Origin of the sequence: Pantoea sp. CCBC3-3-1 (assembly GCF_007981265.1) — a bacterium.
In the GTDB taxonomy this organism is placed as follows: Bacteria; Pseudomonadota; Gammaproteobacteria; order Enterobacterales; family Enterobacteriaceae; genus Erwinia.
In genome coordinates this window covers 2,995,232-3,013,672 of sequence record NZ_CP034363.1, presented here as the reverse complement: position 1 = coordinate 3,013,672, position 18,441 = coordinate 2,995,232, and the positions used below count along the sequence as shown (strand labels likewise).

18 protein-coding genes and 1 pseudogene are annotated in these 18,441 nt (G+C 51.9%); 7 read left to right on the top strand and 12 right to left on the bottom strand.

Going from position 1 to position 18,441, the window contains the following annotated elements; translation table 11 throughout:
• The first annotated feature begins 102 nt into the window (after positions 1 to 102).
• A complete protein-coding gene (locus tag EHV07_RS14245) occupies positions 103 to 540 on the top strand; it encodes a lysozyme (RefSeq protein WP_147198674.1) in 438 nt (145 codons plus the stop codon).
• Between the two features lie 91 nt (positions 541 to 631).
• Entirely contained in the window at positions 632 to 1,102 is a 471-nt protein-coding gene (locus tag EHV07_RS14240) for a phosphonate C-P lyase system protein PhnH (protein ID WP_147198673.1), read from the top strand.
• A 96-nt stretch (positions 1,103 to 1,198) separates the two neighbouring features.
• On the opposite strand, the gene EHV07_RS14235 is transcribed toward EHV07_RS14240, so the two are convergent.
• The 3 genes from EHV07_RS14235 to EHV07_RS14225 all read right to left on the bottom strand — a co-directional run bounded on the left by EHV07_RS14235 (position 1,199) and on the right by EHV07_RS14225 (position 4,200).
• Entirely contained in the window at positions 1,199 to 2,020 is an 822-nt protein-coding gene (locus EHV07_RS14235; RefSeq protein ID WP_147198672.1) for a glycosyltransferase family 8 protein, read from the bottom strand.
• Positions 2,021 to 2,035: 15 nt separating this feature from the next.
• The gene (locus EHV07_RS14230) at positions 2,036 to 3,412 is read right to left on the bottom strand and encodes a D-arabinono-1,4-lactone oxidase (protein ID WP_147198671.1); all 1,377 of its coding nucleotides are present in this window, start codon (positions 3,410 to 3,412) and stop codon (positions 2,036 to 2,038) included.
• A 152-nt stretch (positions 3,413 to 3,564) separates the two neighbouring features.
• Positions 3,565 to 4,200 carry a TetR family transcriptional regulator gene (locus EHV07_RS14225; protein ID WP_147198670.1) on the bottom strand — a complete coding sequence of 212 codons (636 nt, stop codon included), beginning with the start codon at positions 4,198 to 4,200 and terminating at the stop codon, positions 3,565 to 3,567.
• Between the two features lie 233 nt (positions 4,201 to 4,433).
• On the opposite strand from EHV07_RS14225, the gene EHV07_RS24555 reads away from it, so the two are divergent.
• The gene (locus tag EHV07_RS24555; protein ID WP_168199633.1) at positions 4,434 to 4,610 is read left to right on the top strand and encodes a hypothetical protein; all 177 of its coding nucleotides are present in this window, start codon (positions 4,434 to 4,436) and stop codon (positions 4,608 to 4,610) included.
• Positions 4,611 to 4,721: 111 nt separating this feature from the next.
• Here the strand turns inward: EHV07_RS24555 and EHV07_RS14220 are convergent, their stop codons facing one another.
• A complete protein-coding gene (locus EHV07_RS14220; protein WP_147198669.1) occupies positions 4,722 to 5,279 on the bottom strand; it encodes a UPF0149 family protein in 558 nt (185 codons plus the stop codon).
• Between the two features lie 675 nt (positions 5,280 to 5,954).
• Here EHV07_RS14220 and EHV07_RS14215 point away from each other — a divergent pair.
• From EHV07_RS14215 to EHV07_RS14200, 4 genes and pseudogenes are all read left to right on the top strand, one after another.
• Positions 5,955 to 6,725: a DUF3800 domain-containing protein gene (locus tag EHV07_RS14215; protein WP_147198668.1), complete on the top strand. Its 771-nt coding sequence runs from the start codon at positions 5,955 to 5,957 to the stop codon at positions 6,723 to 6,725.
• Between the two features lie 374 nt (positions 6,726 to 7,099).
• Entirely contained in the window at positions 7,100 to 7,504 is a 405-nt protein-coding gene (locus tag EHV07_RS14210) for a transposase (protein WP_147198667.1), read from the top strand.
• The gene (tnpB, locus tag EHV07_RS14205; protein ID WP_147198666.1) at positions 7,501 to 7,848 is read left to right on the top strand and encodes an IS66 family insertion sequence element accessory protein TnpB; all 348 of its coding nucleotides are present in this window, start codon (positions 7,501 to 7,503) and stop codon (positions 7,846 to 7,848) included. The genes EHV07_RS14210 and tnpB overlap by 4 nt, the downstream gene beginning before the upstream one ends.
• Before the next feature lie 30 nt (positions 7,849 to 7,878).
• Positions 7,879 to 9,452, top strand: a pseudogene (locus EHV07_RS14200) (IS66 family transposase).
• A 123-nt stretch (positions 9,453 to 9,575) separates the two neighbouring features.
• On the opposite strand, the gene yjfP reads toward EHV07_RS14200, so the two are convergent.
• The 8 genes from yjfP to EHV07_RS14160 all read right to left on the bottom strand — a co-directional run bounded on the left by yjfP (position 9,576) and on the right by EHV07_RS14160 (position 18,393).
• Positions 9,576 to 10,328: an esterase gene (gene yjfP, locus EHV07_RS14195; protein WP_147198665.1), complete on the bottom strand. Its 753-nt coding sequence runs from the start codon at positions 10,326 to 10,328 to the stop codon at positions 9,576 to 9,578.
• A gap of 10 nt (positions 10,329 to 10,338) precedes the next feature.
• Positions 10,339 to 11,442, bottom strand: coding sequence for a mandelate racemase/muconate lactonizing enzyme family protein (locus tag EHV07_RS14190; protein ID WP_147198664.1), 1,104 nt, complete (start codon positions 11,440 to 11,442; stop codon positions 10,339 to 10,341).
• Complete coding sequence (locus EHV07_RS14185) at positions 11,439 to 12,239, bottom strand: NAD(P)-dependent oxidoreductase (RefSeq protein ID WP_147198663.1); 801 nt, start codon at positions 12,237 to 12,239, stop codon at positions 11,439 to 11,441. Before EHV07_RS14185 ends, EHV07_RS14190 begins: the two co-directional genes overlap by 4 nt.
• Positions 12,240 to 12,250: 11 nt before the next feature.
• Positions 12,251 to 13,021, bottom strand: coding sequence for an aldolase/citrate lyase family protein (locus EHV07_RS14180; RefSeq protein WP_147198662.1), 771 nt, complete (start codon positions 13,019 to 13,021; stop codon positions 12,251 to 12,253).
• A 22-nt stretch (positions 13,022 to 13,043) separates the two neighbouring features.
• Entirely contained in the window at positions 13,044 to 14,324 is a 1,281-nt protein-coding gene (locus EHV07_RS14175; RefSeq protein WP_147198661.1) for an MFS transporter, read from the bottom strand.
• 134 nt (positions 14,325 to 14,458) lie between these two features.
• On the bottom strand, positions 14,459 to 15,355 hold the full coding sequence (locus EHV07_RS14170) for an NAD(P)-dependent oxidoreductase (RefSeq protein WP_147198660.1): 897 nt from the start codon (positions 15,353 to 15,355) through the stop codon (positions 14,459 to 14,461).
• 9 nt (positions 15,356 to 15,364) lie between these two features.
• Positions 15,365 to 16,663 carry an FAD-dependent oxidoreductase gene (locus tag EHV07_RS14165; RefSeq protein ID WP_147198659.1) on the bottom strand — a complete coding sequence of 433 codons (1,299 nt, stop codon included), beginning with the start codon at positions 16,661 to 16,663 and terminating at the stop codon, positions 15,365 to 15,367.
• Positions 16,664 to 16,680: 17 nt separating this feature from the next.
• Positions 16,681 to 18,393, bottom strand: a complete 1,713-nt coding sequence (locus EHV07_RS14160; RefSeq protein WP_147198658.1) for a dihydroxy-acid dehydratase — start codon at positions 18,391 to 18,393, stop codon at positions 16,681 to 16,683.
• Between the last annotated feature and the right edge of the window lie 48 nt (positions 18,394 to 18,441).

The following is an 18,441-nucleotide window of genomic DNA, read 5'->3' as shown; positions in this document are numbered from 1 at the left end:
ATAGCGTAAAGGCCAGGGGGATCTGGCCTTTTTATTTTAAATCAGATTAATGATGTTGTTAGTGTCCATGGAAAAGAGAGGGCAACAACGTTGGGAAATATCATGAACATTAGTGATAAAGGGATTCGCTTTCTGAAAGCAGAAGAGGGCGAAAGATTAACGGGCTATCTTGATGTGGTCGGCATTCCTACGATTGGCGTAGGCCATACCGGTACCGTAGATGGCGTCGCGGTCAGTGTTGGAATGAAAATCGATGCGGAAAAATCAACCGAGCTGCTGCTACTCGATCTTGATGTGGTCGAACGGGCCATTAAGCGACAGGTGACAATGGCGTTAACGCAAAATCAGTACGATGCCTTGTGCAGCCTGATTTTTAATATTGGCACCGGCGCTTTTTCCGGCTCCACCGTAAGGCGAAAACTGAACGAAGGCGATTATCAGGGAGCGGCTGATGCTTTTCTGATGTGGAAACGCGCGGGCAGCGCGACCAGTATTCTGCTGCCTCGCCGCGAGCGTGAACGAAAGCTGTTTTTATCGTGAATTCATCTTATAGCCATCCTGAAGTCACCTGCTTGTCATATTCGCTCTGCATGCTGATCGTTAATCAAACGACCTGATAAGAGATAAAACGATGACTTTACTGGCCAGCTTTACGCATCCGGTTGCTGACTCACAGCGGGCTTTCCGCCTGATCCAGAAAGCAATGAGCGAACCGGGCGTGGTGGTTTCTCTGCCACGTTCGTCAGGGGGAGAGGCATCTCCAGCCGCTCTCGCCGTGCAGATGACGCTAGTGGATCGCGATACGCCGCTTTATGTTAATCCGTTATCTCTGGTCAATTCGCTGTCAGACAGCCTGCGACCTCATCAAAAGGAATCAGGAAAAGCGGCTACGGTGATTGTTGAGGTTACTGCGCTGAACGGGGGGCTGACGCTACGCCTTAGCGGCCCGGGTCGGCTGGAAAAGCGTGCTGTAGCACCGCGTCTGCCTGAGGGGGTATTACGTTATCTGCGCGACGAGGCGCGGGGCAACGTCGATCTGATTTTCACCTGCGAAGACAAGATGATGGCTCTGCCACATACAACCCATGTTCAGGTCTGCTGAACAGGCGGGTCGCTGAGCCTGCGTCGAAAAGGGCAAATCCATTCGCCCTTAACGCCACACGCCACACCTGATGATTAAAAGCGTGCCGCGGCTGAATTACGCATCCATTACATCCCACCACAGTTTATTCAGCGGATAGTAACGGTCACCCGTTTCAGGACGCTTTTCCCATGGCTTATCGATAATATAGTGAACGTTCTTCACTTCGCCCATTTCCCACATAGCAGCATGCTGGAAGGGTAACGTTTTCAGTGCGTTGTAGATATAGGGCAGGGGTTTCCAGCGCTGATGATAATAATCGTTGAGGAAATCCTGTTCTGCAAACAGATAGCGCGAGAGATCGCTAAGTTCCGCCAGCTTTTCCAGCATATCTTCATAAACCGCACGGTCCGGGCGTAATACCAGGAAACCGCCGTTGAGGTAGTTATCCACCTCATCCAGCTGTTCGGTGTGGTCGACCGAACGGCAGTAGCTGTAGAAACAGTTTTCTGGCCGCCAGCTTTTTGGATAGCTGGGAATTTTGTTCGGATTGCAGCGGCAGGCGTGGCAGGCGGCAATTTCGTCCTCCGCCAGCGGCAGCGTAAATAATTCATCCATATTCTGGATGACCAACATGTCGGCATCGAGAAAGACAATGCGTTCAAATTCGGTCAGCTGCCAGACCGCCAGCTTGGTCCACACCTCGGAAAAGCGCGCGTTGGCATAATTATGCTCAAGGCTGCTGTTCGGACTGACAGGCTGAACTTCGCGCACCAGACAGCCTTCGTTCTCCAGCGTCTGGCGACTGCGGGCATCAATATTTTCCGTGACCATTACCGCCAGCGGATAGCGGCTGCCGACTTTTTTCAGCGACTTTTGCAGCGCCTGAACGCCGATCAAATAGCCCGGCTGCGTCAGCAGGGTTGCCCATGCCTTCATTGGCACTCTCCTCAATCAATCTAATAATTCTGCGGTAAACGCATTGTCAAATTTACGCTGCGGGTCGAGTTCGTCCCGCACCTGGCGAAACGCGTCCCACTGAGGATAAATTTCTGGCCAGTTATAAAGCGCAGCGTCAAAATATTTTCCCCAGTGCGGTCTGCCGCCTTCAGCGGCTAACACTTTTTCAATCGCCTGCAGGAAACTGACGCCCTCTTCAGAAAGCGAGCCGTCCTCAGCATAATAAACCACAAAGCCAAAGAAGCAGGTATCCGCGCCATACGATGGGCTGAGCCAGGCGTCTGACGGGCCAGTGCAGCGTAAAATTATGGGATAATGCATATGCGGCTGTGTTTCACTGTGCCACTGCTTAATCTTACGGATCACCTCGGCCGTACGCGCTAAAGGAATGCCGATTTCGACATTGATTTGCGGGGTGGCGATGCCCCGGCAAAAGACCTGGTAAACGTCACCGGTGACGTCGGAAAAATCTTTAAAGCGCGTTACGGTACGGAAGGGTTTACCGTTTTCATCCACGATTTTTGTGTCGCTGCGCATATGCTCCAGCGTCTGTTCAATCGTTTCATTCATCGCATCGCTGGTTTCTTCCTGCTTGATCAGCTCGCTATTGTTGGCGTGGTATTGCGCAACTTCTTCGCTATTGGCTTCACGTGCGGCCCAGACGTGCACCTGGTTTTCGTTTGGGAACCACCAGGCTTTACTCAGCGCATAATTCTGGTTCCAGTCATAAATATCCTGTTCCAGCGTATCGCCGCTTACCGCATTTTTGTAACAGGTATAAATCAGCGAAGGGGTCGTGCGCAGCGTCACCTGAGTCACCACGCCTAAACTGCCAAGACCCAGTTGTACGGCATGGAACTTGGGGTGTTGACGATCGAAATCGGCAACCGTGCCGTCCGCCAGCACCATGCGGATGCTTAACGCTTCGTCGGCAATAGAGCTTTGCTGTAAACCCTGACCATGTGTACCGGTTGCCAGCGCGCCTGCCAGCGTTTGCGAGGCGATGACCCCGGGCGAAGAGGGCAACATTTTGCCTTCGGCAGTTAGCACTTCATACACTTCATGCATCAGCGTGCCGCCCGCAAACGTGGCGCTGTGTTCGTCAAGGCTAATCAGACCGCGTAAACGGCTCATATCAACCAGGGTGTCGCCCTTGTTTGCCAGCGCCAGCATACGGCCTGGCGACATGCGACTGCCCATAATACGGATTTTACCGGTACTGGTCGCAATCAGCTGCTGCAACTCTTTTTCGTTTTCCGGAATGCTCACGGCATTTTTTACCGCAAGCGTGGCGTTCTGTGCCCAGTTCCATACTTTGCCGTCTTCGGCATTAGGGTGGCGGCGGGGATAGCCGGCATATTCGCGTGCCATTAATTAACTCCTGGTATATGGCTAAAAAACGTGAAAAGCGCGGAAACGAGCTTTCGTGATTAAACCCCAATAAGGGTAGCTGAATTGCCCCGGAACGTCAGGCTTCAGGGTGAAAAAACTGTACACTCTGTTTCAGTATTGTACAGGTTTATTCAGGAAGGTCTTAAATAACGCAGCGTGGCATCAACCACCAGCTGGCGATTTCGGGCAATACTTTGCTGCTCGTTTTCGTCGCCGCCAAACAGCGTGTGAAAGGTATAGCGGTTCGAAACGTTATGCGTACAGATGCTGCTGATCAGACGGTGCACGTCCACCGTGTCGGCATCAGTATTGAAGACGCCGGCGGCTTTGCCACGTATCAGGATGTTCTCCAACACGTCGAGCGCGCTCTGATTCAGCTCTTTGATTCGTGACGACTGGCTAATATAGCGGCCGCGCATCAGATTTTCGCTGCACACCAGCCGCATAAAATCGGGATGTGAGATATGGTAATCGAAGCTGGCTTCGGCCAGTTTCTGCATGGCCAGCAACGGCGGCATCTCGGCAAGATTCAGACGGGTCTCATGCTGACGAATAGCCTGATAAACCTGCTCCAGCACTGCCATGTACAAATTTTCTTTATTGCTGAAGTGATAAACCACCATGCGTTTGGTGGTTTGCGCATGTCCGGCAATCTGTTCCATGCGTGCGCCCTGTAAACCAAATTCGGCAAAAGTCGCAAGCGCACCGGCAAGGATACGTTTCTTTAACCCTTCCGGGTCGTTTTTTCGCTTGATGATAGCTGGCATAGCGGGTCAGATAATCCGAGATGTGGCGGGGCCATGTAAGTAACTTGAACAGATAATCATACCATAAATCGCCGGTGAGATTTGCGCTATTCACCGCGAATCCGCCGTCTGGCCGCAGCCTAAAGCCAGATTCCGGCTAAAGACGGAAGAATATGATATTTCCCCTCACGGGGTGCCTGAGGTTAAAACTGTCTTACCGCAAATATCCATTCACAGAATTGCAGGAGAACGTCATGAAACCCTCGGGCCTGAAAAAGTTATTTGCTACTCTCACCGACTGGCTCTCCTCGCCGCTGCCGCTGGAAGAGAGCGTTGATCCCTCAAGACTGAGTGAGTCTCTGCTGCCAATCAGCCAGCTGTATGGCTTCGAGATGAGTTATCTGCGCGCGAGGGCCTTCAGTGAAAAATAACCTCTATCGCCTGACGCTCCGCTTCTGTTACTGGAACGAACTGTGCGCTCCTGACTAATTTTCGAACCGGGTATCAGTAAAGGTACCCAGATTTCATTTGCCTGCAATGCTTTAATGCAGCGGCCAGTCAGCGTACAGGTTCAGCGCCGCCTGACGGATAGCATCAAGGCTTTGTTCAAACGCTTCGGCGGACATCTGTTCGAACCGGGCGTGATTTTCTTCGCGACCATGCAGTTCAATCGCTTCCAGCGCGGGCTGAAGATTATCCGGCAAAGACGACCAGTCTTTTAACGTCATCCCTTTCAGATAGCCAATACACCACTCTTCAACGATGGTCACTTCCTGACCCTGCTCAGTACTGGTGCCAAATAGCGGGTCAAACTGGTCGGGATAATCGCGCAGGCGTTCAGCAATATCGTTCATATGCTGAGAGACCAGATCGACAAAGCGCTGATGATCCTGAGGCGATGCCCATTCCGGATCGTGCCCTTTACCGCCCCAGATCGCGGCCTGTAAATCTTCTGGCTTGATCTGCCCAGGCCCGGTAAGCGCGGCGGTCAGTAAACCATCCAGCTCCGATGCGTCGATAACCGCATCATCATTGCCGTGGTTCATCAGGATATCGTCCAGCCACTCCAGTTCGTCCGCCGTCAGTGGTCCTTGTTGCATGTCATAACCCCTTATATATCCGTTAATTAGCGCAGTAAGGCGCTATTCTCAACGCCGCTCACCTAAAAAGCTACCGTACATCGATAAAAAGCGGCTTTCAGCAGCGGTATTGTCTGCACTACCAGCGCATCGGTGCAAACTTCGATTGTTATTATGATGCCTTTTTAGCCAGCCGAAAATAAAAATGACCACGCAAAATATGTCGACAGGCTTTTGAGCCTTCACGTATTGTGCGAACCGGAAAAGCAAAAAGCCCGCTTAAGTTTCCTTAAGCGGGCTTCTCTAATATGGCTCCTCTGACTGGGATCGCCTTTGCCAGTAACTGGCTAATAAATAGACTAAACCTGAATTGTGATGCTGTCAAGACCACCAAAATGACCACCAATAGTTGCTGGTTTCCTAAAGCAAGTTTAAACGCTTCGCTTTATGTGTTAATTGTTCTACGATGCTCTCTGAAAAGGAGGGTAGCTAGAACGAGCATCAAAAAATCGGCTCGGAGCAAAATTTGTCCAAAGAGCTATAGAAGTCTGCTCAGTGCTGTGAGTTCAATGGGTCGATGCAACGCTATCCTTAATCGAAGGGGTACGTTCCATAATACTTCTGGTAGACCTATAAGACATTGTCTGTCGCTTGGGTTGAGCATAAAATATTCATTCAATTTTAAGTGGGTATTTTATGGAATACGTGGCTTTTGGTGATGAGAGTGGTACGACAGGGAGTGACCGCTGTTATGGCATTGGTTTGCTGTGTGTGCGTAAAGACACGTTGCACATCTTCAATGAGCGTGTCCAGAAGCTGAAAGATAAGTACGGTATTGTCGGTGAGTTGAAATGGTCTAAGATAAAGAACAGCGCAGGGCAGGCAAACATCTGCATTGAGCTGCTGGCTATGGTGCTCAAGAACTCGTGCTGCTTCCACTCAATTGTTGTAGTGAAGAACATTTACAACAACTGGTTGACGGACAGGGAGCTGGCTTTCTACCAGACGTACACAATGCTCGTTAAGAACGTTGCTAAGCAGATTAAGAGTGACATTGAGGTCATCATCGATCAGAAGATTGATAAGTACAAAAAGAACGATGAAGTTACGGGTATTGTTGCTAACAACATGCTGGCTAGGGCAGGGATGAAGAAGTTGGTTAAGTCTGTCACGATGCACGACTCTAAACATGATCTTGGATTACAGGTTGTAGACATCCTGACCGGGGCTGTGAATTCTGGGTACTTGAAGTACCTTAATCCTCGACTGGTACTATCAGTGGCTAAAGAACTAGCCTTTGAACGCATGGCTGCTCTGCTTGGCTGGGATATGTTCTACTACGATACATTCCCGAACAAGGATTTTAATATCTGGCACTTCCCGCAAGAGATGCGAGCTATGCCTGGTTCAAAGAGTATCCGTCCTGATTACAGTGTTCCGTTGGTTAAACGGGAAGAGCTGTCCTAACCTTGGCTTAAAAAATTGATTGTTTATGCATAGACCTGCTAGATTGAAAGGATAGGTATCAATTGATTCTTGTAGTAGCTAGCTGAATTTGGCCACCTGAACAGGGCGGTCAACGTTAGTTCCCTGACCTGTAGCCTGTTAATTAGTCTGCTGCGTGCCAGGAGCGGATTTTGCTGAGATCGTATGTGTTAATCAATCGAGAGCAGGGCAGTCAGTTGCTAAAGGGAGTGAGTTGTCAAAAGTTGTCGCCCACCATCTCCGCCAGGTGATTCTCGAGTGTTTGCACTCTAAGCGTCAGCTCAGCACCGTCTGGTTTCCTTAATAAGTCTCTGTAACTTAGGCGTCCACTTATTTTTTTGCAGGTGGACACCTCCGTGAGTACTCAAGAACGACATTCCCGTCAGCATTATTCCCCTGAACTGAAACTTAAACTGGTCAAAATGGCACTGAAGGCCAGCGAAGAAGGCAGCAGCGTTGCCGCACTTGCCCGTGAATACGACGTTAATGACAACCTGCTCTTTAAATGGATGCCCCTCTGGCAGAGCGAAGGCCGGGTATCCCGGCCACGACGCAAATACCGTAAAGCCGCATCTCCCGCTCTTTTACCCGTGCAGATTACTCCGCCACCGGGCAGCACGTCTCCGGTCTCAGCTTTTGCCGGTTCACCGGATACCGTCTGCCACGCCCGGCTTCGCCATGGTGATATCACGCTGCATAATCCTTCGCCTGAACTGCTGAGCCTGTTGCTGCGGGAAATGATGGCGGGAGAATCACAATGATGAACCTGCCAGCCGGCACAAAAATCTGGATAGTGGCCGGTATCACCGATATGCGCAACGGCTTCCACGGTCTTGCTGCCAGAGTTCAGACCGCCCTGAAGGACGACCCGATGTCGGGTCACGTCTTCATCTTCCGCGGACGTCGCGGCTGCCAGGTTAAGATGCTCTGGTCCACCGGCGACGGCCTGTGCATCCTGACAAAACGCCTTGAGCGTGGCCGCTTCGCCTGGCCGTCGGCCCGTGACGGCAAAGTGTTCCTGACGCCCGCGCAGCTGGCGATGCTGCTGGAGGGCATCGACTGGCGTCAGCCGAAGCACATCATGACGTCACTGACGATGTTGTAAAAAGCACGCAACCCTATTATAAATAAGGGCATGTATAAGGAATATACTGACCGGCTTCGCGAACTGGAAGCGCAACTCCGTCTGAAAGACGATACTGAAGCCTGGCTGCGCCAGGCGCTTGCCCGTGCCGAAGAAAAACTTGAGCACAGCGAGCGGGAAGCAGAATACCTGCGGGCGCAGCTGGATAAACTCCGGCGTATGAAGTTCGGCCACCGCTCCGAGAAAATTACCCGGAAGATAGCGGCACTCGAAACAGCGCTGGAACGGCTTGAGCGCGAAGGTGATGCTTACTGCGGCCGGGTGAATGACCCCGCCGTACCGCGACCGCTGCGCCAGACCCGCACACGAAAACCCTTCCCTGAATCCCTTCCCCGTGAGGAGAAACGGCGGCTGCCGGTGGAGCAGTGCTGCCCGGGCTGTGGCGGCGCGCTGTCATGGCTGGGGGAAGACGCGGCGGAGCAGCTGGAGCTGATGCGCTGCGCGTTCAGGGTCATCCGCACGGTGCGGGAGAAGCATGCCTGCGGGAAGTGCGACCGGATAGTGCAGGCTCCGGCACCGTCGCGGCCGATAGAGCGCGGTATCGCCGGACCCGGCCTGCTGGCGCGGGTGCTGACGTCAAAATATGCGGAGCACACGCCGCTGTACCGCCAGTCGGAAATCTACGGCCGTCAGGGCGCGGAGCTGAGCCGCTCCGTGCTGTCAGGCTGGGTGGACGCGTGCTGCCGCCTGATGGCCCCGCTGGAGGAGGCGCTGCGCGAATATGTGCTGACGCCCGGCAAGCTGCACGCCGATGACACGCCGGTGCCGGTACTGCTGCCGGGCAATAAGAAGACGAAAACCGGGCGGCTATGGACGTATGTGCGCGACGACCGTAACGCCGGGTCATCACAGCCCCCGGCGGTGTGGTTCGCGTACTCACCGGACAGAAAGGGCTGCCATCCTCAGGAGCATCTTGCCGGGTTCAGCGGCGTGTTGCAGGCGGATGCGTATGTCGGGTTCAACGAGCTGTATAAACCGGACCGTGAGGCCGGAGTCATACAGGAAGCCGCCTGCTGGCGCATGCGCGACGGAAAATCCACGATGTTCACGTGCGAACGCCATCGGCCACGACAGAAGAAGCCCTACGCCGCATCGGTGAGTTATACGCCATCGAAACCAGTATCCGGGGTCAGCCAGCAGAGTACCGGCTGTCAAAAAGACAGAAACAGACGAAACCGCTGCTGAAGGCGCTGGAAAGCTGGCTGCGCGAAAAGATAAAGACGCTGTCACGCCACTCGGAAACGGCGAAGGCGTTCAGCTATGCGCTTAACCAGTGGGATGCGCTGGCATATTACAGTGGCGACGGCTGGGCCGAGCCTGACAATAATCTCGCGGAAAACGCGTTGCGGATGGTGAGCCTGGGGCGAAAAAATTACCTGTTCTTCGGTTCAGATCACGGCGGAGAGCGCGGTGCGGTTCAGTACAGCCTGATCGGGACGTGCAAACTGAATGGCGTGGATCCTGAGAGTTACCTGCGACATGTGCTGACGGTTATCGCGGACTGGCCTGTCACGCGGGTGCATGAACTGCTGCCGTGGAATATCGTTATCCCCTCTGAAGAATAATCAACACGGTTCAGGCTGGACGCTTACTGTAGACTGGCAGGTCTGTCCCTTTCAACCTGCCGTTATTCGGCTCTGCGTCCGGCTCTTGACGCGCAGATATCTCTACGCATCCATTGTCATGAATTATAGGAGTGTTTTTTTAAAAAATGAAACACCATGTTCCAGAGCATTCATTGGCACTTTATGACTTGCTGTTTCGTCAATAATTACATTTACATTATTAGTCAGGTTGTTATCTAAAAGCATTGAATGTAAACGTTCAGTTTCTGCAACTGAGACTATTTCATCATTCCGGCCATGCCATAACATCAACGGTTGTTGGGCAAGTGCTGTGATGTTTTTACTCGAATCAAGTTTGTACAGATTTGCTAACAGATTATCTATTTTCTTATGGTCCTTACTAGATTTAATTTCAATCGGCGGAAAAAGCTCATGCGATAAGGTAGAGAAAAAACCCGAACCCATATAGCAGGCTGCAGCCTTGATGTGATTATAACGTGCCAGTAAACCCAGAACGGTAAACCCCCCCATTGAAGTTCCTGACACTGCAACTTTGTCATCGAGAATCAAGCCTTGTTGCTGATAATGGCTGACATATTCTTCGAACTCGTCGATATTATTTTTCAGTATCTGCCAGAAGAGAAAACGGCGCCGTTCAATATTGCCATCAAAGCGATCACCATGCTCGATAGCTTCCGGTAAGACCACGCGAAAACCTGCCCTGGCAAATGCATAGCCAAAAAAGCTGTTCAGTTCTTTCGATGAGGTGTAGCCGTGGAAATGAAAAATGGTCGGCAGTGTTTGATAGCGCTTTCCTGCCGGAACGGCATGGATTACCGGAATATCGCCAATAAATTCGTCGTAGATCTCGATCATTATGTTCTCCTCAGGAAAGCGTATATCGGCTGATCACCGCTGGGTCAGGATCCATGCCGATGCCAGGACGATCGCTGATGCTAAACACGTTACCCTGACGAATAGTGTCATAAGCAAACAGTTCAGCCTGTGGCTCGACATAGAGAAATTCGACTTCAGAGATATTGTGGTAAGCATTGGCAAGATGCAGTGTGGTGAGAAATCCAGGCCCGAAATAAGGGCTGTGTGGCAGCACTGGTAAACCATTTTTGCCGGCAATCTCAACTACCTGAAGAAACTCGCTGATGCCACCGACTTTGGTCACGCTGGGCTGAAGATAATCGACCGCGTGTTGTTCTACTGCGTGGAGAAACTGTTGCCTTGTGCACCAGTTTTCTCCCGCCCCCAGCGCGATACCGCGTTGACGGAACTGAGCCAGTTGCGCGAAATCTTCGGGCGGAAAAACCGGTTCTTCCAGCCATGCCACCTGCGGTAAACCGAGCAAGTGTTCAATGTTGTGATATGTTTGCTCGGCCTGCCAGCAGCCGTTGACGTCTATCGCCAGTTTCACTTCGCGGCTGGCTTTGGCAATGGCTTCGTGGCAGGCGGTAATTATTTTAATATCAGGTTCGTGAATTTTGATAATGGAGAAACCATCATCTACTGCGCGCAAACACTGAGACACGGCAGTATCACGATCGTTATAACCCACTAAGCTGGCATAGGTCTTGAGTGACTTACGTTTGCCATCGCCAAGCAGGCTATACAGCGGTGCATTCTGCCGCTTGGCCCAGAGATCCCACAGCGCTATATCGACCCCGGAAATAGCGAATAATGTAATTCCGTAGCGACCAAAAATATGCAAACGGTGCTGTATAGAATGGCTCCAGTCACGAATCGAGGTTATCTCGCTGCCTTCCAGCAGCGGTTTCAGCAAATTATCGATGATTGCTTTGGTCGCGGGGGTAACAAAGTATCCGAATGCCTCGCCCCAGCCAACGTTTCCATCGGTATCCTCAATGCGCACCAGCACCATTTCCAACTTATTCCAGGTGGTGGGGGTTGTCGGTTTTGGTTTGCCGCCATCATTAAAGGGGATAGCAATGATCTGCGCTTCAACTGACCGAATTTTCATGATTTTTCCCCCAAAGTAAGCGCGAAGGGCACAAACGGGCCGCCGACCCAGTTCGGACCTTCGCTGTCTGGCATAGCCGGCAAAGGACGATAAAGAGGATGGAGATGATGAGTTGCGTTGCTCTGCGGTACATAGCCCAATTCACGTGCACGCTGGTTAGGAAAGAATGCATCCGGGCACTCAGAGGTGCCATACACAATATCGCCGCGTGCGTCCGGATGCTCCAGCCCGATACGGGTGAGTTGCGCCATATCGGCAGCGCTCAGCCAGATGTGCAGACGGCGACTATCCACTACGGTGTCTGTTGCACTACCAATGCGAATACTTAATCCCTGAAGACCTATTTTATGCGCGTACAGCGCAAAGGCAGATTCACCAAAGGCTTTACTCAGTGCGTAGAAACCATCGGGGGCGACTGCAGCATGATCATTGTGGAATCCGGCAGCCGGATGCTGACCCAACACATGATGGGAGCTTGCAAAAACAAAGCGCGGGATGTTCCAGTGCTGACAGGCATCGAGCAGATACACTGTACCGCGATAATTTGCTTCAACAGTATCTTCAAAGCTGATGTTGAGGCTGTAGGCACACGCCAGATGGACAATGCCATCAACGCCTTCGCAGGCGTGCATTACTTTGTCGCGGTTGGCGATATCGCCAATGATTTGCTCCTCATTGGACTGTAAATCGCTGCAGGCAACACGATCAAAAAGACGCAAACGATAGTGCTCTTGTAGGTAGGGGCGCAAGCGTGACCCCACGCCACCTGCTGCTCCGGTTATTAAAATAGTTTTCATAAATTCTCCCCTCAATCTCGATACGATGCACTGGCTGCCAGTAATCCACCCTTTAAAGCGCCAAGATCGCTCGTGACGGCGATAAAGCTAAGGCCTTGTTGGAAGTAATTTTTTACTGTCTGAACATCAAATGAGACGGTGCCAATTGCTTTGCCATACTGCTTGCTTGTTTTAATAATGTGGTGGATGGCGCTGACCACTTCAGGATGTGTGGCGTTGCCGATATGTCCCAACGATGTTGAAAGATCGCTTGGGCCGATAAAAATTCCATCGACGCCTTCAACTTGTAAAATGGCCTCCAGATTCGCAACAGCTTTAGCGCTTTCTATTTGTACAACTACGCCAATGTTGCTGTTGATACGAGGGAGGTAGTCGTCCATCATGCCGAAATAATTCCCGCGATGTGAAACCGCCAAGCCACGCATGCCCTGCGCGGGGTAGCGTGTGGCTGCCACTGCACGTTTGGCATCTTCAGCGTTCTCTACCATCGGAATGAGAAAGTTAGTGACGCCAATATCCAGTAGACGTTTCAGCAGTACCGGGTCATTGAAATATGGACGGACCATTGCTTGCGTGTGAGTACCCTTAAGAGCCATCAATTGTGGTGCCAGATTGATAACATCATTCGGTGAATGCTCACAATCAAACATCACCCAATCAAAACCGCATAATCCGACCAGTTCAGTGACGATAGGACTTGATGAAGATCCCCAACAGCCAATGGTGCGATGCTGATGTGTGAGCGTGGTTTTAAAGTGATTCTCAAGAAATGGATATTTCATTTTTCACTCCGATAAAAGATTATTACGTTAAAGCTGCAAAATTAACTTCAGCTTTCCCGCGCACACGGAACAAAATAACGCAGGAACCAATAACACCTAAAATGCCTGCCAGAATAAAAGCGCCGGTGTAAGAGCTAGTCTGCACAATTAATCCGGTGACTGTTGGTCCAATTATTCCTGAGGTATTGGCGATGCCATGCATTAATCCGCTGGCGCTACCAACATAATTCTTGGGTGCTGCATCCTGGATTAATGCCCAATATGCTGGGCCAGCTAGTTGTAGCAATCCGATTGCCGCCGTCATGCTGATAACAGCAACGGTGGTGGTGCTGGCAAGGCCGGTTACGGCGATGCACACGGAACTGATCATAAATGCGGTTACCAGCACCACTTTACGGGAGAAAAACCGGCGCTGCGTTTTGCGGTAAATGGCGTCAATCAGTACGCCACCAACAGCATAGCCGAGCGCGCCAATTAACCATGGAAGCGAAGAGATAAAACTCATATCGTGGGGACTAACACCACGGGCTTCTACCAGGAAGGTCGGGAACCAGGTGATGAAAAAAAACAGTACATAGTTGTAGCAGAACAGAGAAAGTGCAATCGAAAGGATAGTCGGCTGCAGAATTGCTTTCCACATCGACGGCTTTTCACTTGTGGATTCTTCCTCAATGCTTTCCTGATCGCGCTGGTTAATCAGCGCCAGTTCTGTGGCGCTGACGCGTGGATGCTGAGACGGTAACGATTTGGATTTCAGACACCAGATGGCGACCCAGGTTAAGCCGATAAACATCAATACGACAAACGAAAAACGCCAGCCGAAGTAGTAGCACATTAGACCAACGAGTGGACCAGATACAGCCCCACCGAGCGGCCCTCCAGCCTGCTGAATTCCTACTGCGGTTGCTTTCTGGCGAATGGGGAACCAGTCGTAAATCACCTTATTTGCAACCGCAGCATTGGGTCCTTCACCCATTCCAAACAGCACCCGACAGAGGAAAAACGTCCAGAAGCTAAATGCACCAGCGGTTAAACCGCACATGATAGACCAGAACGTCATGGCAATAGCCAGTACGCGTTTTGCACCATATTTGTCGGCCAGCGCACCACCGATAAAATTAAATAACGCATATCCAATTGAGAAACTGCTGAATATCACTCCTTTCTCAAAACTGGTGAGATGAAAATCATTGCTGATAAAGGGCATCGCGACAGAAAGGGCGGCGCGGTCGATATAATTAATAACGTAAGCTGATGTCAGAAGAGTCAGTATCGCATAGCGATATTGGGTAAATATTTTCATGTCGATCACCTGTTGTAGGGTACAAAGTAATCATTGAAGGAAGCATTTGTATGTAATTATGCTGCGCCCGGAGGCTCTTTTATTTCGAACAGTGAGCGATGGCGAATGAGCGATTATTTTACCGGGCCACAAAATTATTCTCCGGCCTTGACCTCATAACCAGCCAACTGCTCAAACACCTTAATCACGTTGGAGTGATCCTCATTGCCAATGCCCTGTGCCATACAGGTTTTGTACAGTTCACGCACCAGACTGGCTATGGGCATCGGGGCATCTATCCCCTGGCTCAGTTCCATTGCCAGATTGAGGTCCTTGTACTGTAGGCGAGTCATAAAGCCGGGATCAAAATTTCGATCCAGCAGCAGCTCACCGCGAATTTCCAGGGCACCGCAGCGTGCGTATCCGGCTGAAAGCACCTCCACAATTTTTGCTGGGTTAACGCCAGCTTTCGCCCCCATCACCAGCGACTCACCCAGTGCAGCCATGGTTGCGGCTGCCAGTACCTGATTGCAGGATTTCACAACCTGACCCGCGCCATTGTCACCGACGTGCGTCACAAGGCTACCGAGCACGTCCAGTACGGGTTTACAGCGAGAAAACACGGCACTGTCCCCCCCAACCATCACCGATAAAGTACCGTTTTTTGCACCTTTATCGCCGCCGCTTACAGGCGCATCCAGCATATGTGCTCCGCTGGCGCTGATGCGTTCAGCGAACTGTTTTGTCGCGAGTGAAGAGATTGTGCTCATGTCGATCACCACTTTACCGCTACGCAGCCCCCCTATTACGCCCGCCTCACCAAATAACACCTCTTCAACCTGTGGCGTATTTGGCACCATAGTGATGATGATCTCTGCCGCCTGCGCTACGGCCAGATTACTGGATGCGCCGATAGCGCCCTCACGCGCCATCTCCTGCACATCCGCAGGCATGATGCTGTACGCGTGAACCTGATAACCGGCTTTTAGCAGGTTACGAACCATCGGTTTGCCCATGATGCCGAGGCCAATAAAGCCGATTACTGGTTTCATGTTGTCTCCTTAATATTCAATGATGCTGCGTAGCTCATCGACATCGACTTGGTTGAAGGCGCAGTTGTCGCGATGGCTTAGGTGGGCGGCGGTGCCAGCGGCATAGCCAGTAAGAAAGCATTGAGCGGTTACGCGCGCTGAAGCTAATGCCTCATGTTCGGCACATAGTGCACGACCCGCTGTGATGAGGTTGGGTATCCCTTCAGGCAGCAGTGTGTCGTAAGGAATATCGTAATAATCATCGTCAAGATAAAACATAAAGATGCCGTCGTTGCCATGTGCTTCAATACACCATGCGCTGCTGGCAACACTGCGTGTGCTTTTGTGTGCTTGGAACACATCGTTATTACTCAATCGCCCTTGGCCCTGTATGGTGCGGCTCTGGCGGATGCCGATCTGAGGAGCCACGTCGTTGAGCCGCGCCTGCTCAAAACCAGGAATAAAGTTTTGCAGGAAACGTTCATACTCTCGCACCATTTTTCGCCCTTTTAGCTCAGCGAAGGTGAGATCTTCGGCGTTAGTCGCATCAATGGGGCGTCCATCGTCGTGAAGAATACTGGTAACGTTGCACATCACTTCGCCTGGACGCGGGGAGGGCAGCAGGTAGATGTGTTTCCGAGGCAGGTGATACCCTCGTTTCTGCGCTTGTTCTACCCAAGCTTCCAGTTGCGGGATGGGGTGGCCTATACCGCGATTGATGTCCACGTTGTTCATACGGAAGACCATAGTTGGATACTGCACCATACCATTGCGACCCAGAGTGTATGGCACGCCTGCTTTGGCACAGAGATCGCCATCGCCGGTGGCATCAATAAAGCGTTCAGCAGTGATGCATTGCCGCCCGCTTTTATTCTCAATGATGACGCCGTGCAGTTGGTTGCCATTCATCACAACCTCTGTCACCAGACTGTGAAAGAGTATATGCACGCCGCTCTCAAGCAGCAGGTCGTCAGCAATCTCTTTCCACGTGTGGGGTTCATGTACGACCAGTTTTGTTTCGCCAAAGGGAAAAGGCTCGCTAACTGCCTGGCGATCTTTCAGGTGCTGATAAAACTCTCCAGCAAAGCCGTGTACCAGTTGCTGGTGCTTACGGCCTCTGCCGGAAGTAAATAGCCCGCAAATCGCGCCAGACATTCCCGCCGTGGCCATACCACCGCAAAAACCATACTTCTCAATCATCAGAGTTTTGTCACCCCGACGAGCTGCAGCGGTAGCCGCTGCAACACCGGTTGGACCACCACCCACAACCAGCACGTCGACATGGCAAGTAATAGGGGGGTTGCGACTTCGTTCATGACAGATATGCATGCGGACCTCGTTGCGGTTTATTCGATGTTCTTGACGTGGATGCTGCGTTTACCCAGCACCGCACCCTGAGCAATTGGCTGGACCAGTTGCGCATACTGTGCAAGATAGGTGCTGTTTCCGCCGCCGAGTGGCAATGGCTGCGGTTGCCACTGCGCGAGACGTGCATCTATTACTGCTTGCGGCACATCCATATCGATGCTGAGGTTGTCGAAGTTGATATGGATGGTTTCGCCCTGCGCCACAACGGCCAGCGGCCCACCGGCAGCAGCTTCAGGCATCAACTGGCCTACAATGATGCCGCGATTAAGCCCCGACAGTTCACCGTCGGTAATAACGGCAACGCGCGCCGCAATCCCCGCACCGTTGAGTGCAGCGACAAAACTACAGGCGAATACCGTGCCAGGACCACCAGCTGGCCCCATATTGCGCAATACAATGACATCACCCTCATGGATTTTTCCTGCCCCCAACGCTTCGATGGCTTCGTCCTCACCCTCATAAATATTGGCTGGACCCGAGAAATGCGATAGTTCACCCGGTACTGCCGAGAGTTTCACAATGGCACCATCCGGCGCCATGTTTCCGCGTAGGATCGCGATTCCGGGACGCTGGCTGATGGGGTTATCAAGCGTACGGATCACCTCATGGTTCTTCACCACTGCGTGCTGAATATTTTCTCCTACAGTCTTTTGCGTCACTGTCAGTGCATCCAGATGCAGGAAGTTACGCAGTTGGTTCATGACGGCGGTGGTGCCACCTGCGGCTTCCAGGTCTTCAGTACGGAAAGGACCATTAGGGCGTACAGAAGTCAGGAGCTTGATATCCTTACCAAATCTTTCGTATAAGCTGACAACATCAATGGGTAGCTCGGCCTCTGTGGCGATAGCCGAAAGATGGCGTACAGTATTCACTGAGCCACCGACAGCCAGCACGGTCATTACCGCATTCTGGATCGCTTTTTCAGTGATGATCTCGCGTGGTAGCACCTGCTTTTGTGTCAGCTCGACGATGCGCTTGCCAGCTGCCTGCGCATACTCTTTCACTTTGCGACCATTAGCCCAAATGGGGGAGTTACCGGGTAGCGTCATGCCCAGTGCCTCAGCCACGATGTGCATCGAGTTGGCTGTGCCGAGGCCGGCGCAGACGCCCGGTGACTGAATGCCAACGTCGGTCATGTCAGTGAGATCCTGTAAGGTGATCGAGCCCGTTGCCAGCGCGCCAACCTGCTCATAAACGTCATCAATGTCAAAGAACTGGTCGTCGAATTTCTCGTTGGAGCAGGTGCCACCAACCTGATAACCGCAGGTCAACAGCAGGGTTGGGACGTTGAGACGGGCGGCTGACATTAAATGCGCAGGGGTGGTTTTGTCACAGGAAGAAAGACAGATCATGCCATCCAGTACCGCACCTTCCACCATGCATTCCACTTCATTCACCATCAGGTCACGGGTGGGCATCAGATATCGTGCTTTTTTACCCGCACTGGTGACGAAGTCGCTTGGAGCAACGGTACGAACCTCAAATGGCAGGCCACCAGCATCGCGAATGCTTTGTTCCACGATGCGGCACAATTCGTCCAGATGCACATAGCAGCAGGACAATTTATTGGACGTGTTGATGATGGCGATTTTTGGCTTATGCATGTCCCCTTCGCGAATACCCATGCAACGCCACTGCGCACGACGAACAGCCCAACGGGTTGAACCCGGTTTGAAATTGCTTCTGAACATCTGGAGTACCTTTCGCTGGTTGTTGTTTTGTCGAGCCGACTATGCTTT

What these genes read in the sequence shown, in the direction of transcription:
- EHV07_RS14245 (WP_147198674.1), top strand. Translation starts at nt 103, where the DNA reads ATGAACATTAGTGATAAAGGGATTCGCTTTCTGAAAGCAGAAGAGGGC.
- EHV07_RS14240 (WP_147198673.1), top strand. Translation starts at nt 632, where the DNA reads ATGACTTTACTGGCCAGCTTTACGCATCCGGTTGCTGACTCACAGCGG.
- EHV07_RS14235 (WP_147198672.1), bottom strand. Translation starts at nt 2,020, where the DNA reads ATGAAGGCATGGGCAACCCTGCTGACGCAGCCGGGCTATTTGATCGGC.
- EHV07_RS14230 (WP_147198671.1), bottom strand. Translation starts at nt 3,412, where the DNA reads ATGGCACGCGAATATGCCGGCTATCCCCGCCGCCACCCTAATGCCGAA.
- EHV07_RS14225 (WP_147198670.1), bottom strand. Translation starts at nt 4,200, where the DNA reads ATGCCAGCTATCATCAAGCGAAAAAACGACCCGGAAGGGTTAAAGAAA.
- EHV07_RS24555 (WP_168199633.1), top strand. Translation starts at nt 4,434, where the DNA reads ATGAAACCCTCGGGCCTGAAAAAGTTATTTGCTACTCTCACCGACTGG.
- EHV07_RS14220 (WP_147198669.1), bottom strand. Translation starts at nt 5,279, where the DNA reads ATGCAACAAGGACCACTGACGGCGGACGAACTGGAGTGGCTGGACGAT.
- EHV07_RS14215 (WP_147198668.1), top strand. Translation starts at nt 5,955, where the DNA reads ATGGAATACGTGGCTTTTGGTGATGAGAGTGGTACGACAGGGAGTGAC.
- tnpB (WP_147198666.1), top strand. Translation starts at nt 7,501, where the DNA reads ATGATGAACCTGCCAGCCGGCACAAAAATCTGGATAGTGGCCGGTATC.
- yjfP (WP_147198665.1), bottom strand. Translation starts at nt 10,328, where the DNA reads ATGATCGAGATCTACGACGAATTTATTGGCGATATTCCGGTAATCCAT.
- EHV07_RS14190 (WP_147198664.1), bottom strand. Translation starts at nt 11,442, where the DNA reads ATGAAAATTCGGTCAGTTGAAGCGCAGATCATTGCTATCCCCTTTAAT.
- EHV07_RS14185 (WP_147198663.1), bottom strand. Translation starts at nt 12,239, where the DNA reads ATGAAAACTATTTTAATAACCGGAGCAGCAGGTGGCGTGGGGTCACGC.
- EHV07_RS14180 (WP_147198662.1), bottom strand. Translation starts at nt 13,021, where the DNA reads ATGAAATATCCATTTCTTGAGAATCACTTTAAAACCACGCTCACACAT.
- EHV07_RS14175 (WP_147198661.1), bottom strand. Translation starts at nt 14,324, where the DNA reads ATGAAAATATTTACCCAATATCGCTATGCGATACTGACTCTTCTGACA.
- EHV07_RS14170 (WP_147198660.1), bottom strand. Translation starts at nt 15,355, where the DNA reads ATGAAACCAGTAATCGGCTTTATTGGCCTCGGCATCATGGGCAAACCG.
- EHV07_RS14165 (WP_147198659.1), bottom strand. Translation starts at nt 16,663, where the DNA reads ATGCATATCTGTCATGAACGAAGTCGCAACCCCCCTATTACTTGCCAT.
- EHV07_RS14160 (WP_147198658.1), bottom strand. Translation starts at nt 18,393, where the DNA reads ATGTTCAGAAGCAATTTCAAACCGGGTTCAACCCGTTGGGCTGTTCGT.